The organism is Curtobacterium sp. 260 (assembly GCF_030803485.1).
In the GTDB taxonomy this organism is placed as follows: domain Bacteria; phylum Actinomycetota; class Actinomycetes; order Actinomycetales; family Microbacteriaceae; genus Curtobacterium.
Map to the genome: position 1 here is coordinate 450,093 of NZ_JAURUY010000001.1, position 16,165 is coordinate 466,257.

The following is a 16,165-nucleotide window of genomic DNA, read 5'->3' on the forward strand; positions in this document are numbered from 1 at the left end:
CGATGGCACCCCTCAGGTCGGCGATCGCCCGCGTCCTCCGGCGCGCCGGGACCACCCCCGCTGCGCCCCCACCGCTCGTCGGCTTCGTCGTGCACGGGGCAGGAGGGGTCCACCCGGCGTCCGCGCACGTCCGGGTGACCGGTCGGATGTCCGCACTCGCGGCGGACGGCCTCGCGCGGACCGTCCAGGTCGACCCGGTGCGGTGGGCCGACGGTTCGGACACCGCGCACCTCGACGCCGTCCTGGTGCAGCGCGACGCGTTCCCGCTCGCGTCGCTCGACGCCGCGCTCGCGCGGGCACGCGACGAGGGCACGCGGATCGTCGCCGAGGTGGACGACGACTTCTTCACGCCCGAGGCGCGTGCCCGGCTGGCCCGTGTCGAGTACGCGCCGGACCGGCTGGCGTCGGTCGAACGGCTCGTGCGGTCCGCCGACGCGGTCGTGGTCGCCACCGAGCAGCTGCGCGAGGTGCTCGCGGCGCAGGGCGTCGACGCGGTCGTCGTCCCGAACGGCGTGCAGCCGGGACTCTGGCCCTCCCGTCCTGCCGAGCCGCCGAGCACCGGCGACCGGCGCGTCCTGTACATGGGCAGCGCGACGCACGCGGCGGACCTCGAACTCCTCCGCCCGGTGTTCGACGGTCTCGTCACCGAGGACGGTCGCCGGGTGCGGCTCGAGGTGATCGGTGTCACCGGGGAGGACGGCACCTGGTTCGACCGGATCACGCTCCCCGAGGGGGCGACGCACTACCCGGCGTTCGTCGCCTTCCTGACGGAGCAGGCCGATCGGTGGTCCGCCGGGGTCGCGCCGCTGACCGGAGAGCGGTTCAACGACGCCAAGAGCGACCTGAAGTTCCTCGAGGTCACGATGCTCGGCCTGCCGTTCGTCGGCTCCGCCCGGCCGTCCTACGCGGGTGCGGACCGGAACGGCGGGCTCCTCGTCGGCGACGACCCCGAGGAGTGGCGGACCGCGCTGGCCACCGCGTTCCGGGAGGGCCCCGAGCGCAACCGCCGCGCACGTGCCTACGTCGCCGCCCATCGGGTCGTCTCCGCGGGCGCTCCGAACGCCGGGGAGCGGGCCTGGCGCCGCGCGCTCGGGATCGGCTGAGCGAGCCGGTCTGCCCGGGCCCCGGCAGCGTCGTCGGCCGGGTCGCCGTCGCGGTGCGGCCCACCGACGTCCCGCTGCGTCGCCTTGCTAGGCTGCCCCGGTGCAGATCCGCGAACTGAAGATCCCCGGCGCGTGGGAGTTCACGCCCGTCCAGCACGGCGACGCACGAGGAGCGTTCCTCGAGGCGTACCGTGCCGACGTCCTCGAGGAGACGGTCGGTCACCCGCTCGACCTCCGCCAGGTGAACATGTCGATCTCGTCCGCCGGTGTCGCCCGCGGGATCCACTACGCCCTCGTCGCCCCCAGCCAGGCCAAGTACGTCACCGCCGTCCGCGGGGCCTTCATCGACTACATCGTCGACATCCGCGTCGGGTCGCCGACGTTCGGCCAGTGGGACGCGGTCCGCATCGACGACGTCGACCGCAGGGCCGTCTACCTGTCCGAGGGACTCGGCCACGCCATCGTCGCGCTCGAGGACCGCTCGACGGTGAACTACCTCGTGAGCGCCCACTACGACCCGCAGCGCGAGAAGGGCATCAGCATCCTCGACCCGACGGTCGGCCTGGAGCTGCCCGACGGGATCGGCGAGCCGGTGCTCTCGGAGAAGGACACCTCGGCCCCGACGCTCGTGCAGGCCGCCGAGCAGGGTCTGCTGCCGACCTACGAGGAAGCGGTGGCCTACACCGAGTCCCTCCGCACGAAGAAGTAAGGACGGTCCGATGAAGGGCATCATCCTCGCCGGCGGTTCCGGCACGCGCCTCTGGCCCATCACCAAGGGCATCAGCAAGCAGCTCATGCCGATCTACGACAAGCCGATGGTCTACTACCCGCTGTCCACGCTCATGATGGCAGGCATCCGCGAGGTCCTCGTCATCACGACGCCGGAGTACAACGAGCAGTTCAAGGCCCTGCTCGGCGACGGTTCGTCGCTCGGCATGGACATCCAGTACGCCGTGCAGCCGAGCCCGGACGGGCTCGCGCAGGCGTTCGTCATCGGCGAGGAGTTCATCGGCGACGACAGCGTCGCGCTGGTCCTCGGTGACAACATCTTCCACGGCACCGGCCTCGGCACGAACCTGCGGAAGAACACCGGTGTCGACGGCGCGACCATCTTCGCCTACCACGTGGCCGACCCCACCGCGTACGGCGTCGTCGAGTTCGACGACGCGTTCACCGCGGTCTCCATCGAAGAGAAGCCCGCGCAGCCGAAGTCGAACTACGCCGTCCCGGGGCTGTACTTCTACGACAACTCGGTCATCGAGATCGCGAAGACCATCGAGCCCAGCGCTCGTGGCGAGCTCGAGATCTCCACCGTCAACGAGCGGTACCTCGAGGCGGGCAAGCTCGGTGTGCAGGTCCTCGACCGCGGGACCGCCTGGCTCGACACCGGCACGTTCGAGTCGATGATGCAGGCGTCCGAGTACGTCAAGGTCATCGAGGACCGCCAGGGCTTCAAGATCGGCTGCATCGAGGAGATCGCCTGGCGCAACGGGTGGATCGACGACGCACAGCTCGCCGACCTCGCGGCACCCCTCGTCAAGGGCGGCTACGGCGTCTACCTGAACGCCCTGCTGCAGGGCTGATGGCGTCCCGGCTCGGCCGGCTGTTCGGGCGGACCGCTGCGGCGGGAGCCGAGCGGACGGGTCGCGACGCCACCACCCGCGGTGGTGCGGTCGACGGAGCGGCCGAGCCGCGCCTCCCGGTCGACACGTCCCTCGTGACGGACCGACCGACGGTCACACCGGACGGGTTCGACGTCGTCGTGACCGTGCAGGAGCGGTCGTTCCGGGACGGAGCGTACCGTCCGGCGGTCGCCGCCGCGGTCGCCGCAGGCGCACGCACGGTCGTCGTCAGCGCGTACGACGTGCACGCCGGCCCGACGAGCACCTACGCGCCGGTCGAGCCAGCGGCCGACCACGTGGTCGCGCGGCGCACGGTCGCTGCGACCTGGGGCGGCGCGGTCGCCGCGGCGCGCGCGCGGCTCCGGTCCGCCACGGTCGTGGTCCAGGACGCCGCGATCACCCTCCCGGAGGGCGCCCACGCCCGGCTCGTCGCGACGGTCGGCCGGGAGGCACGGGTCGCCGTGGCCGTCGTCCGGTCGGCCGACGACGTGGTGCTGAGCGCCGGCGCGGCCCTGCCCCAGCCGACCGCCCCGGTCGCGTCGCTGCTGCGCGGCCACCCCGCCGAGGACGCCGACGGACTCGACGGCACGGCCGTCTTCGCGGCGGACCTGCCCTGCTTCGCCGCGCCCGTCGCCGCGCTCGCGGACCCCGTCCGCACCGTCGACACCCGCACCGCGGTCGCCCGGCTGACCCGCGACACCGCCGACGACCTGCACGGCGACTGTGTCCTCGTGCCGCTCGGGCGGGCCTACGGCGACCCGGCCGTCCGCGAACGGCGCTACGACGCGGACGCGGCGGACGCACTCGCGGTCTGGCGAGGACGTCGCGACGAGTGCACCGCGCCGGCGCTGGAGCGCCTGGGGTTCCTCCCGGCCCGGGGTACCGCGGACCCGGTCGGTGCGCCCGTGGCGCTCCGCGAACCCGTCGTCCGCGCCGAGCGGGGCACCGAGCGGCTGTCCCTGCGCGACCGCGGGGAACGGCTGCGCTGGTCGCTGCGGATCGCGGCGCACCCGGGGGCACGGGGGGACGACTGGGGGGACACGTTCTTCGCGCGCGACCTCGCGCGGGCGCTGCGGGATCTGGGGCAGGAGGTCGTCGTCGACCACCGCGAGTCGCACGTCCGACCCTTCTCCGAGCACCTCGACGACGTCGCGCTGACCCTGCGCGGACTCGACGACACCCCGGTGCACCCCTCGGCGACGAACGTGCTCTGGGTGATCTCGCACCCGGACCTCGTGACGCCGGCGGAGCTGGCACGCTACGACCTGCGGTTCGCCGCCGGGCCGGTGTGGGCGACGCGGGTCGCCGGGGAGACGGGGCTGCCGGTCGCGCCGCTGCTGCAGGCGACCGACCCTGCCCGCTTCCACCCGGGTGCTCCGGACGCCGCCTTCGGTGCGCTCGACGCCGCGTTCGTCGGGAAGACACGACGCGTGTTCCGGCCCGTGGTCCGCGACGCGGTCGATGCCGGGGTGGACCTCGCGGTGTGGGGCGAGGGCTGGGAGGGGCTCCTGCCCGAGGGCGTGCACCGTGGTGTCTTCGTGGCGAACGACGAACTGCCGGCGCTCTACCGGACCGCCCGGGTGGTGCTCAACGACCACTGGGACGACATGGCGCGGGACGGCTTCCTGTCGAACCGGCTGTTCGACGCCGCTGCATCCGGAGCGCTGGTCGTGACCGATCCGGTGCCGGGGGTCGACGACCTCTTCCACGGCGCGGTGCGGACGTACACCTCGGTCGAGCAGCTCCGGGAGACCGTCCGCGCGGGGGAGTCGGCGACGCTCGAGGACCGTGTGGCGCGGGGGGAGCGGATCGGTGCCGAGCACTCGTTCCGGAACCGGGCCGAGACGCTGCTCGACGCCGTCCGTCGGGCGCGCGCGGAACGCTGAGCCGCGCGCCCGACGCGGGTCAGCGTCGTTGGATGCGCCGGGCGGCATCCCCGGCTCGGTCGGCGAGGCGGACGATCCGTCGGGCCCTGACGGCGGCCAGTGCCGCCTCGGTCCGACGGTGCGCGTCGCGCTCGAACTGCACCGTCCGGCGCAGCGAGTCGGCGAGCTCCGCGCTGTCGCGCACCTCGTCCTCGAGCGCGGCGATGCGGGCGTCGCGGTCGGCGATCGAGCGCCCGAACGACCGGAGGGCCTTCAGCCGCTGCTGTGCGACGACGGGCTCCGGCGCACCGAGCGCGGTCGAGCCCGCACGGTGCAGGACCTCGGCGATGCCGTCGTCACGAGTGAAGGGTCCGCCCTCTGCCTCGTCGTCGGTCACGAAGCGGAGCGAGAAGACGGCCTCGAGCACCCCCTCCTGCAGCCGGCGCCAGTCGCGCATGCCGTGGTGCCGCGGGCTCGGCGTGAGGTCCGGGTTGTCGTCGTAGGCGCGGCCGGTGACCTCGACGCGGTGCGCGTACTGCGCCCAGGACCGCCACGGCAGGTGCAGGACCTCGAGCGCGAGGCCCTCCGGCACCGGAGCGCCGTTCGCCACGCTCGCACGGTGGTTGCCCTGCACGACCGTGACCGCCGGGTCGCCGACGTGCACCGTGTTCGCGGTGGGCGGGGCGATGAGACCGACGGCCCGGAGCTCCTCGACGGACCGCTCGTCGCGCCAGTGCAGGCGTTCGATGCCGGCCCCGGACTCGGCGAGTTCGCCGGTCAGGTTGACGACCGGCACGAAGAACGCGCCGATCACCGGGTCGAGGCGTTCGAAGACCTGTCGGACGGTGAGCGTCCGGTCGACGGGCAGGATGAACTCGTCGGCGTCCGCGTTCACCACCCAGTCGGCTCCGTGCACCGACGCGGCGTCGCGGGCCATGCCGGTCACGACGGTGCCCTGCTGCTTGCGGTGGACGGGGTCGTGGCGCAGGTCGACGGTGACGTCGTCGCGTTCGGCGAAGGCTTCGAGCAGGGCGCTCGTCCCGTCCACCGAACCGTTGTCGGTGATGACGAAGACGTCGAAGCCCTGGGCGACGTGGTGGTCGAGCCAGGCGGGGATGACGTCCGCTTCGTCGCGGACCATCAGGGTGACGGCGAGGATCATGTGCTGCAATCCGGGTCGGGGGAGGGCGGGTGGGCGTGCTTCCCTGAGAGGTTATCCGGGTTCAGCGGGTCCGCGTGGCACGTGCACGGACGGACAGCGCCACGCGCAGCACCGCTCGCAGCGGCCAGAGCCACCACGCGGCGTACTTGCCGGCCAGGAAGCGGTACGCGCTCTCGTGGTGGGCGCGGCGCATCCGCTCCGAGGACCCACGCGTCGCGGTACCGCCCACGTGGGTGGCGACCGCCTCCGGCTCGTACACGTTCCGCAGGCCGAGGCGGCCGATGCGCCACCCCAGGTCGACGTCCTCGAAGTACATGAAGTAGGTCTCGTCGAAGCCACCCAGGCGGTCGTACACGTCGCGGCGCACGAGCACGCACGCGCCGGACAGCCAGCCGGCGTCACGACGCACCGTGTGGTCACCTTCCTGCCGGTAGCGCTTCGTCCACGGGTTACCGTGCCAGACGTTCGCGAAGACCGCGTGGCCGAGCCCGGTGCGGAGCGAGGGGACGAGCCGCGCCGACGGGTAGACCGCACCGTCGGGCTCGAGCAGGCGCGGCCCGACGGCCCCGATCGTCCCGTCCGTTTCGGCGGTGGCGATCAGGCGGTCGAGCGCTCCGGGGGACAGCACGACGTCGGGGTTGGACACGAGGACCCACCGCACGTCGGGGTCGAGCGAGGCGACGGCGCGGTTCACGGCGGCCCCGTACCCGAGGTTCGCGCCGACCGCGACGAAGCGCGCCCCGGCCGTCTCGGTCACGCGGCGGAGTGCGTCGGCGGTCGCCGAGTCGTTGTCGGCGACCACGACCTCGACGTCCCGGCTGCTCGCGGCGGCGGTGGAGGCGAGGAACGCGGGCAGCACGTCGCCGGACTCGTACGACACCGTCACGATCGCGGCACGGTGGGGGACCGCACCGCCCTGCTCGGTCCGGTCGCTCATGCGTAGACCCCCAGGTGGCGCTCGGCGCAGGCGGCCCAGGTGAACTCGGCGCTCCGTACCCGCGCACGGTGCACGCGCTCCGCCCGGACGTCGGCGGGCTCGGCGAGCATCGCCGCGAGGGCGTCGCGGATGGCGTCGGTGTCCGGCTCCGTGTACGTGACGGCATCGCCGCCGACCTCGGGGATCGCGAGCCGCCGGGTCGTCAGGACGTCGCCGCCGGAGGCCATGGCCTCGAGCACCGGCAGCCCGAAGCCCTCGCCGGTGCTCGGGTAGGCGGTGACGCGTGCGGCGCCGAGCAGGACGTGGAGTTCCTCGATCGGCAGGTAGCCGAGGTAGCGCACGGGTGCGCCGGGCTCGTCGCCGACGGCGATGAGCTCGGCCCGCGCCTCCTCGTCCCAGCCGAGGCCTCCCGCGACGAGCAGCGGCGGGACGGCGGCGCCCCGACTGCGGAGTGCTCGGTGCGCGGCGAGGAGCGCCGGCACCTGCTTCCTCGGCTCGACGGTCCCGAGGAACGCGATCCAGGTGGTGTCCGGGCCGAGGTCGTGTGCGGCGCGGAAGGCCGCCGTCTCGGCGGCGGACGGCACGCGGAAGACGGTCGCGTCCACCCCGAGGTGCGCGACGACCGTCGCTCGGCGGGCGCGACCGGCCAGCCGGTCGAGCTCGGCGACCGTTGCCGCGCTCGGCGCGACCGTGCCTCGGGCCCACCGCCGTGCGAGCCGGGTCCACGTGCGGAAGAAGGTGCGCTTCAGGCGCGAGTGCGCCGCCGGGTCGGAGAAGAACGTCGCGTCGTGCAGCGTGACGACCGTCCGGGAAGCCCGGGTCACCGGGAACGTGTAGTGCGGGCTGTGCAGGACGGTCGCCCCGGTGCGACGGAGCAGCCCCGGCAGACCGACCTGCTCCCACAGCAGCCGGAGCGGCCGCGATGCGGTCCAGCCGGGGGAGGCGTGGTACCGGTGCGTCGGTGCGAGTCCGCGCAGCCACGCGAGGTCGCCGGGCTTCACGACGACGTCGACGCGGACGTCGAGGTCGCCGAGGCCCTGCAGCAGACCGGCGATGTAGCGCGCGACGCCGCCGCGGCTCGGCGGCACCGAGGTCGCGTCGACGAGCACGGGGACTGCCCCCACGTCAGTGGACCTGGCGCTCGGTGGTCTTCGTCCAGGCGATGCCGGACTGTGTGTCCTCGTCGGCGACGACGAAGCGAGCTGCCTCGCGCTGGATCACGATGTGCTCGCCGTTCGGCTTCGCGAGGAACACGTGCACGAAGTACTGTCCGCCGCCGAGCCGCAGGTCCTGCAGGTGCCACTCGACCGTGGCGGTGCCCTCGAGCGGTGGGTAGATGGTGCCGGTGTGTCGGCTGTCGACACCGAACGCGGGGTGGCCGAGGTGGGTCTCGATCTTGATGCCCGCGCGCCACTCGGGCAGCACGGTGGTGTGCGAGAAGGTCGCGCGGACGACCAGGTCGTCGCCGTGCACGTGCTCCACACCGGGCTGCTTGCCGGGGATCTCGAGCTCGACGTGCTCGACCTTGCCCGGGGTGGCCTGCTCCTCGGGGTGGTTCGCCTCGACCTCGGCGACACGACGGTCCTCGAGGATCTCGCGGAAGTTCTTCACCGCGAGCCGAGCGGACCCCTGGAACTTGACCTCACCGTGGTGCAGGACCACCGCGGAGTCGCAGAGCTCCTGCACCTGTCCGAGCGAGTGCGAGACCAGGATGATGGTGCGGCCCTGCTCCTGGAACTCGCGGATCTTGTCGAGGCACTTCTTCTGGAACTGCTCGTCGCCGACGGCGAGGACCTCGTCGACGAGCAGGACGTCCGGGTCGGTGTTGATGGCGACGGCGAAGGCGAGCCGGACGTACATGCCCGACGAGTAGAACTTCACCTGGGTGTCGATGAAGTCACCGATGCCCGAGAACTGCAGGATGTCCTCGAAGCGGGCCTCGGTCTCCTCCTGCGTCTGCCCGAGGATCGCGGCGTTCAGGTAGACGTTCTCGCGACCGGTCAGGTCCGGGTGGAAGCCGGCACCGAGCTCGATGAGCGCGGCGAGGCGCCCCCGGCGCTCGACCGTGCCGGAGCTCGGCTCGAGGATGCCGCCGATCGTCTTGAGCAGGGTCGACTTCCCCGACCCGTTCGGTCCGAGCAGCCCGATGGTGGTGCCGGCCGGGATGTCGAGACTGACGTCACGGAGCGCCCAGAAGTCCTCGCTGTGCCGTCGGCCGGCGCGGCCGAGCGTGACGACGCGCTCCTTGAGCGAGTTGTCCTTACGGATCGTGAACTTCTTGGAGACGTTCCGGACCGTGACGACGTCCGGGGCGCCGGCGAAGGGCGACGCGGGCGAGCCGGCGTCGGTGGTCGTGTCGTTGTCGATGCTCATCGATCAGATCTCCTGGGCGAAGTTGCCCTGCAGCTTGGCGAACACGCGCTGGCACGCGAGCAGTGCCACGAGGCCCACGACCGCGGCGATGCCGAGGCGGAGCAGCAGGTGGTCGGGGTACTGCGCGTCGTCGCCGGCGGACCAGAAGGCCCGGTGGATGCCGAGTACGGCGAGCGTGATCGGGTTGGACGTGTAGAGCGTCAGGAGCCACTCCGGCGCGCGGGTCGCGACCATCTGCCAGCTGTACACGATGGGGGAGCCCCACATGAGCAGGAGCACGAGCACCTCGACCAGGTACTGCATGTCGCGCAGGTACACGTTGAGTGCGGCGAGGAGCAGGGCGAGCGCCGTCGCCCAGATCAGGATCACGAGCGTGGCAGGGAAGAAGAACAGCAGGTCCGGGCGCCACCAGGCGAAGCCGCTCTGCAGCACCGCGGCGACGAGCAGGACGACCAGCTGCACGCCGAAGTTGAAGAGCGCGGACCCGACGCTCGCGAGCGGGTAGATCTCGCGCGGCAGGTAGACCTTCTTGATGAGCCCCGCGTTGCTCACGATCGACGCGGTGCCGGACGCCACGATCTCGCTGAACAGGCCGTACAGCGTCAGGCCGGAGAAGACGTAGATCGCGAACTCGGGGATGTTCCGCGAGGCCCCGAGGATCTGGCCGAGCACGAAGTAGTAGATCGCGAGCTGCACGAGCGGCCGGATCAGCGTCCAGGCGAAGCCCAGCACGCTGTCCTTGTACCGGGACTTCAGGTCGCGGCGGATCAGCAGGTCGAGGAGCTGCCGGTGCGCGAGGACCTCACGGATCGAGCCCACCACGGCGGACGCCGGACGCCCTGCCGGGACCATGCGTTCCTGCCGGAGGCGTTCGAACCGCTCGCTGACGATGTTGCTCATGGGTTCCTCTGTGTTCGTGCGCTGGGACGGGTGCACCGGGGCGACGGACAACTGTACAACGGTGCCCGCGTGTGCCCGGTGTGGACGTCAGCGCCCGTTCCTGCTCTCCCGCATCAGCCGGACGCGGTCCTGCACCTTGGCGCGGAGCCCGCCGACGCCGTTCTGCCGCAGGTACCAGGTCGCCAGCCGGACGTCGCGGACGACGCCGTGGCGGCTGTTCGCGATCTCGTGGAAGGCCATCTCCCGCTGGCGCGCCGGGCTCAGCGCGACGCGCGGACGGCTCCCCGCCGTGACGGATCCGGCCGGGACCGCGGCGTCGTGCGCACGGTCCGCCGCCGGCTGCGGGTCCTTGCAGAACTCCACGAGCGGTGCGAGTGCCCGCTCCCATGTGAAGTCGCTCCGGACGCGACGGACCGCGTCGCGGGCAGCCTGGGCGGCCTCGGGGTCGTACAGCATCGACTCGAGGGCTGCGGCGAGGGCGTCCACGTCGCGCTCCTCGACCGCGACACCCATGCCCTCGGCAGCGACGAGGTCGCCGAAGCTGTCGCCGTCGGTGGTGACGATCGGCAGGTTCGCCCACATGTAGTCGAGGATCCGGGTGCGGAACGAGAACGTCGTCTCGATGTGCGCGAAGTGCGTGCTCACGCCGGCGTCGGCCTCGAGCAGGTAGTTCTGGCGGTCGTCGAGCGCGACCCACTGCTCGTTGAAGAAGACGTGCTTGCCGGTCAGGCCGAGCTCGTCGCTGATGCGGCGGGTCTCCGAGACGATGGCCATCTCGGGCACGTCCGGGTTCGGGTGTGCGACGCCGAGGAAGAACAGCCGGACGTCGTCGTGGCGCTCGGCGACCTGGGCGATCGCGCGGACGAGCGACGGGGTGTCGAACCAGTTGTAGATGCCGCCGCCCCAGATGACGACCTTGTCGTCCTCGCCGATGCCCGGCGTGACGCCGCGGATCGCCTTGCGCTCGTGCTGCGGCGGCTTCGAGTCCATGCCGAACGGGGCGATGGCGATGAGCTTCTCGAGGTTGTCGTCCGCCAGGTAGTTGTCGGGGTTGACGCGACCGACCGCCGCCAGCTGACCGAGCCAGAACAGGCGCTGGCGCTCGGAGGCGCAGAGGAAGAAGTCGCCGCGCTCGAGCTGTGCGTTGATGACCTCGGTCGTGCTCGTGACCTGGTTGCGCCAGCCCACGTCGCCGTTGTCACGTGCCTGCTCGAGCTGTTCGAGGTGCATCGGGTCGTACAGGTCGACGACCATGATCTTGTTCGACCGCTGCAGGGTCGTGAAGTGGTGCAGCGCGTAGCCCTGGAAGAAGATGACGTCCGCCCACTCCTCGTGCTCCCGCATCGTCCGCTCGTGCTGCAGCGGGACACGGGCGACGTCGAAGGCGTCGGACTTGCGGTTCGCCACGTTCCAGGTGACCAGGCGCACGTCGTTGTCCGGGGCGAGGGACTCGGCGATCTTCCACGCCCGCATACCGGGGCCGGCCATCTTCTCGCCCAGGGCGTCGCCCGTGATGACGAGGACCTTCGTGCGGTGCATCGGCGCCTCGACGTCGAAGGACTCGAGGATCGCGCGGTAGCCCTCGAGGAAGTACCCGTCCTCGAACAGCGGCTTGAAGGCGTCGCCGAACAGGCGGAACACGTCCTTGTCGCTCCGGACGCGCTGCGCCTGGATCCGGCGACGCTCCTCGGACAGGCGCGGCAGGTCGGCGACGAACTGGTCGAGCGCGAAGAAACCGGCGACGGTCTCCTTCGAGATCGGCGTCAGCGGGTCGAACTCGTCGGGCGCACCCGTGAAGCGGCGGATGTCGAACTCCTGCGAGTCCCGTCCGCTCTTGGCGACCGCGCGTCGGGCCAGGAGCGCGAGGGCCGCCGGCAGGAACACGCCGAGGTTCTCCTCGGACAGGTTCTTGTAGAGCAGGTGCAGGGCGTTCCGCTCGAGCAGGTACATCTCGCGGTGGTCGCCGAACGACTTCATCGAGCCGTGGTGCTTGTGGAAGACGACCGATCGTGGCGCGAACCGGACGCGGTAGCCGAGCAGGTTGAGCCGCCAGCCCAGGTCGACGTCGTCGTAGAACATGAAGAGGCCGTCGTCGAAGCCGCCGACCTCGAGGAAGACGTCACGGCGGACGAACAGCGCCGACCCGGTTCCGAAGAGCAGGTCACGCGGCTCGTCGAAGCGGCCGTCGTCGACCTCGGCGATGTGCGCCTTGTAGCCCATCCCGAACCAGCTCAGGCCGGACTCGACGAAGTCGATGGTGCGGCCCTCCCAGTCGAGGACCTTGCTCGCCACGGCGGCGACGCGTGGGCTCGGGGCGAACCCGGCGATGCCCTCCTTCACCCAGTCCGGGTGCGGCTTGGCGTCGTTGTTGAGGAACGCGACCACGTCGCCGGTCGCCTCGCGCGCGCCGAGGTTGCTGCCGCCGGTGAAGCCGAGGTTCTCGGGGGAGACGATGATGCGGACGTTCGCCCGGTCGCCGAGCTCGGCGCGCAGACGTGCCTCGCTGTCGTCGCCGGAGCCGTTCTCGACCACGACGATCTCGAGCCGGTCGGCCGGCCAGTCCACCTCGCTGAGCCGGGCGATGCACTCGAGCGTGTCGTCCGTGCCGCGGAAGTTGATGACGACGACGGACACGCGGGGCGCGAAGGTGGACATGGGAGGACTCCGTACGTCGGCTTGCGGGGGCGCCCTCCGGGACGGAGCCCGGAAAGCGGCACCACTATACCCGGGCGCTCTCGGCGGACCGGGGGCACGCGGCCTGCGAGACTGGTCCCGTGGACGTCTCCGTGGTCATCGTCGACTGGCACCAGCCCGAGCTCACGCGGCGAGCGATCGACTCCGTGCGGTCGCAGCGGGTCGACGCCGAGGTCGAGGTGGTGCTCGTCGTGAACGAGGCGGACGACCGCACCGTCGCGGCCTACCGCGCCGACCTGCCCGCGGTCGTGATCGTCGCCGAGCCGACGAACGCGGGCTTCGCCGGCGGGGTCGCGCGGGGCATCGCCGCGGCCTCGGCACCCGTCGTCGCGCTCCTCAACAACGACGCCGTCGCCGACCACGGCTTCCTCGCTCGCGGCCTCGCCGCGCTCGCCGCAGGCGGGGACCGGGTGGCCGGGGTCGCCGCGACGGTCGTGCTCGAGGGCGGCTTCGTGCCCGTCCCCGCCGCGACGGCCCCGGGTCCGGACGACCTGGTGGGCGTCGACGGTCGACGGTGGCGCCGCGACGCCGACGGTCGCACGCTGGTGAACGGCACGGGGGTCGTGCTCGACCGCTCGGGCAACGGCCGGGACCGCGACTGGCTGCGGCCGCTGCAGGACGCCCCGGAGACCGCGCCGCTCTTCGGGTTCTCCGGCGGGGCGGTCCTCCTGCGCCGGGACGCCCTCGCCGACGTCGGGGGCTTCGACGAGTCCCTCTTCATGTACTACGAGGACCTCGACGTGTCGTGGCGGCTCCGGCTCGCCGGGTACGAGGTCCGCCACGCCCCGGACGCGGTCGTCACCCACCGTCACGCGGCGAGCTCCGGCAGCGACTCCCCGCTGGTGCGGTACCAGAGCATGCGGAACCGCCTGGCGGTCGTGCTGCGGAACGGTTCGCCGCAGATGGTGCGCCGGGTCGTCCTGCGGACGCTCGCACGCGCCGCCCGGGACCTGGTCCGCCCCGCAGGTGGACAGCTGACGCCGGCCCAGTGGGCGCGACTCGGTCGGGAGGCACCCGGTCTCGTCGCGCACGCGCGTCGCGCCCGACGTGGGGACGGCACGGGCGCTGCGGCACGTCGCGCCGTCGAGTCACTGCTCGACGCCGGCGCCTGAGCGCCGTCTCAGGAGCGAGCGGGGGCGGGGTGGAGCCGCTTCCCCGCCGGACCGGCGGGGAACCGGCGGCGGTGCGGTGCGCCTCCCGGACGGGGGTCGACGCGGGGGCTGTGTGATCACTGTGACGGAGGTACAGTTTCGTGACACGTGTGGTCTGGACCGTGGACAGGGTCGTTCCGGACCGCTCCCGGAGCACGTGCTCGCTCGCACCCGTCGTCCGCCCCTCAGGAAGGCCCCCGACGTGAAGAAGCTCCTCGCCATGGCTGCGAGCGTGCTGGCGGTCGCCAGCGTGCTCGTCGGTCTGCAGGTGTCCGGTCCGACCGCATCGCAGGAGCCCGCCTCGGCGCTCAGCGGGTCGTCGTTCCAGGCCGGCAACATCATCTCCGACGCCAACTTCTACGACGGCACGGCGATGACCGCCGACCAGGTGCAGGCGTTCCTGGACAGCCAGGTGTCGTCCTGCACGAACAGCAACTGCCTGCGCAACGGGCGGTTCTCGATGAACAGCCGCGGTGGGGACGCCATGTGCTCGGCCGTCACCGGCGGTTCGTCCCTCTCCACCGCGCAGATCGTCACCCGCGTCAGCAAGGCCTGCGGCATCAGCCCCAAGGTGCTCCTCGTCACGCTGCAGAAGGAGCAGAGCCTGGTCACGAACCGCGGTCCCTCCGCTGCGGTGCTCGAGCGGGCGATGGGCTACGCGTGCCCGGACAACGTCGGCGGACGCTGCGACCCCGCGTACGCCGGGGTCGGCAACCAGATGTACTGGTCGGCCTGGCAGTGGAAGCGGTACAGCAACCCGCCGGGGACGAGCAACTACTTCACCTGGTTCAACCCGGGTGCCACCCGCAACATCCAGTACAACGTGCCCGTGTCCTGCGGCACGAAGCCGGTGAACGTGCAGAACAAGGCGACGGCCGCGCTGTACTACTACACGCCCTACACGCCGAACACCGCCGCGCTGAACAACCTGTACGGCACCGGTGACGGCTGCTCCGCCTACGGCAACCGCAACTTCTGGCGCATGTACAGCGACTGGTTCGGGAGCCCGACCGGCAAGGCGACGACCGCGAAGGGCAGCCTCGACGGGGTCTCGACGGCCTACAACGCGGTGACCGTCAACGGGTGGGCGCTGGACACCGCCACGAAGGCGGGCACGAAGGTCGTCGTCACCGCGGGGTCGGTCACCGGGACGTTCGCCGCGACCGGCAACCGACCGGACATCGGCGCCGCCTACCCGGCAGCCGGGCCGAAGCACGGGTTCAGCGCGACGCTGACGGTCCCGGGTGGGACGCAGCAGGTGTGCGTCACGGCGAAGGCCGCCGACGGGAAGAGCGACGTGTCGCTCGGGTGCCGGTCCGTGACCGTGGCGGAGGGGTCCCCGACGGGGTCGCTCGACTCGGTCGTGGCGAACCAGGGCGGGACCGTCACCCTCACCGGGTGGGCCGTCGACCCCGAGGCCAAGGGTGCGATCGGCGTCCGGATCTACCGTGACGGCGCCTACGTGACCCGCATCAGCGCCGGGACGATGCGGTCCGACGTCGCGGCGAAGTACCCGGCGCTCGGCGGCGGACACGGGTTCTCGACCACGGTCCGCACGACGGTCGGCACGCACGAGTACTGCGTGACCGGGGTCAACGTGAAGGCCGGATCGGACCGCAGGATCGGGACCTGCCGCACCGTGGTGACGCCCGGCAGCACCCCGATCGGCAAGATCACCGCCATCAAGACGACGTCGAGCTCGATCCGCGTGTCCGGTTGGGCGATCGACGGGGACTCGACGCAGTCGCTCACCGCTCGGGTGATCATCGACGGAGCCGGTCACGGCATCCGGGCCGACCGCGCCCGCCAGGACGTCGCGAAGACCTACCCGGCGTGGGGGACCGCGCACGGCTTCTCCGGCACGTGGAAGGCCACGCCCGGCAAGCACACCGTGTGCGTCCAGGTGAACGGCGTCGGCGCGGGGCCGGCGTCGGCGTCGATCGGGTGCAAGCAGGTGACCGTGACGAACGCGAAGCCGATCGGCAGCCTGGACGCCGTGACGGGTGTCTCGAAGGCGGTGCAGGTCTCCGGGTGGGCGATCGACACGGACACGCCGGCGACGTCGATCCCCGTGGACGTCTACGTCGACGGGGTCGGCAAGCGCGTCGTCGCCAAGACGTCGCGTCCCGACGTCGCCGCCGCGTACTCCGGCGCCGGCGCCGCGCACGGGTTCTCGGTGAAGCTCCCGGCGAAGACCGGGTCCCGCTCGGTCTGCGTCTACGCGATCGACTCGCAGGCGGGCGCGAACACCACGCTCGGGTGCCGGACGGTGAAGGTCCCGTAGACCGGGCGCGGACCGTGCCCGGTCCGCCCACGACGGCGGCGACGCACCTCGACGGTGCGCCGCCGCCGTCGTCC

12 protein-coding genes are annotated in these 16,165 nt (G+C 72.1%); 6 read left to right on the forward strand and 6 right to left on the reverse strand.

Features of this window, described 5'->3' with window-relative positions; genetic code table 11:
- Window positions 1-2 precede the first annotated feature (2 nt).
- The 4 genes from J2X59_RS02130 to J2X59_RS02145 all read left to right on the forward strand — a co-directional run bounded on the left by J2X59_RS02130 (window position 3) and on the right by J2X59_RS02145 (window position 4,611).
- The gene (locus J2X59_RS02130) at window positions 3-1,103 is read left to right on the forward strand and encodes a hypothetical protein (RefSeq protein WP_326495524.1); all 1,101 of its coding nucleotides are present in this window, start codon (window positions 3-5) and stop codon (window positions 1,101-1,103) included.
- A gap of 100 nt (window positions 1,104-1,203) precedes the next feature.
- Complete coding sequence (locus J2X59_RS02135) at window positions 1,204-1,812, forward strand: dTDP-4-dehydrorhamnose 3,5-epimerase family protein (protein WP_326495525.1); 609 nt, start codon at window positions 1,204-1,206, stop codon at window positions 1,810-1,812.
- A gap of 10 nt (window positions 1,813-1,822) precedes the next feature.
- A complete protein-coding gene (rfbA, locus tag J2X59_RS02140; RefSeq protein WP_066655026.1) occupies window positions 1,823-2,686 on the forward strand; it encodes a glucose-1-phosphate thymidylyltransferase RfbA in 864 nt (287 codons plus the stop codon).
- Entirely contained in the window at window positions 2,686-4,611 is a 1,926-nt protein-coding gene (locus J2X59_RS02145; protein ID WP_326495526.1) for a glycosyltransferase family protein, read from the forward strand. The genes rfbA and J2X59_RS02145 overlap by 1 nt, the downstream gene beginning before the upstream one ends.
- 19 nt (window positions 4,612-4,630) lie before the next feature.
- On the opposite strand, the gene J2X59_RS02150 is transcribed toward J2X59_RS02145, so the two are convergent.
- The 6 genes from J2X59_RS02150 to J2X59_RS02175 form a co-directional block, all read right to left on the reverse strand.
- On the reverse strand, window positions 4,631-5,752 hold the full coding sequence (locus tag J2X59_RS02150; RefSeq protein WP_326495527.1) for a glycosyltransferase family 2 protein: 1,122 nt from the start codon (window positions 5,750-5,752) through the stop codon (window positions 4,631-4,633).
- 61 nt (window positions 5,753-5,813) lie between these two features.
- Window positions 5,814-6,689, reverse strand: coding sequence for a glycosyltransferase family 2 protein (locus tag J2X59_RS02155; protein ID WP_326495528.1), 876 nt, complete (start codon window positions 6,687-6,689; stop codon window positions 5,814-5,816).
- On the reverse strand, window positions 6,686-7,813 hold the full coding sequence (locus tag J2X59_RS02160) for a glycosyltransferase family 4 protein (protein WP_326495529.1): 1,128 nt from the start codon (window positions 7,811-7,813) through the stop codon (window positions 6,686-6,688). The genes J2X59_RS02155 and J2X59_RS02160 overlap by 4 nt, the downstream gene beginning before the upstream one ends.
- 1 nt (window position 7,814) lies before the next feature.
- Window positions 7,815-9,062, reverse strand: coding sequence for an ABC transporter ATP-binding protein (locus tag J2X59_RS02165; RefSeq protein WP_326495530.1), 1,248 nt, complete (start codon window positions 9,060-9,062; stop codon window positions 7,815-7,817).
- A 3-nt stretch (window positions 9,063-9,065) separates the two neighbouring features.
- A complete protein-coding gene (locus J2X59_RS02170) occupies window positions 9,066-9,962 on the reverse strand; it encodes an ABC transporter permease (protein WP_066655013.1) in 897 nt (298 codons plus the stop codon).
- An 87-nt stretch (window positions 9,963-10,049) separates the two neighbouring features.
- Entirely contained in the window at window positions 10,050-12,617 is a 2,568-nt protein-coding gene (locus J2X59_RS02175; RefSeq protein ID WP_326495531.1) for a glycosyltransferase, read from the reverse strand.
- A 119-nt stretch (window positions 12,618-12,736) separates the two neighbouring features.
- Between J2X59_RS02175 and J2X59_RS02180 the strand changes: the two genes are divergently transcribed.
- Together J2X59_RS02180 and J2X59_RS02185 are read left to right on the forward strand one after the other, a co-directional pair.
- Complete coding sequence (locus J2X59_RS02180; RefSeq protein ID WP_326495532.1) at window positions 12,737-13,768, forward strand: glycosyltransferase family 2 protein; 1,032 nt, start codon at window positions 12,737-12,739, stop codon at window positions 13,766-13,768.
- Between the two features lie 241 nt (window positions 13,769-14,009).
- On the forward strand, window positions 14,010-16,091 hold the full coding sequence (locus J2X59_RS02185; RefSeq protein WP_326495533.1) for a hypothetical protein: 2,082 nt from the start codon (window positions 14,010-14,012) through the stop codon (window positions 16,089-16,091).
- Window positions 16,092-16,165: the final 74 nt, after the last annotated feature.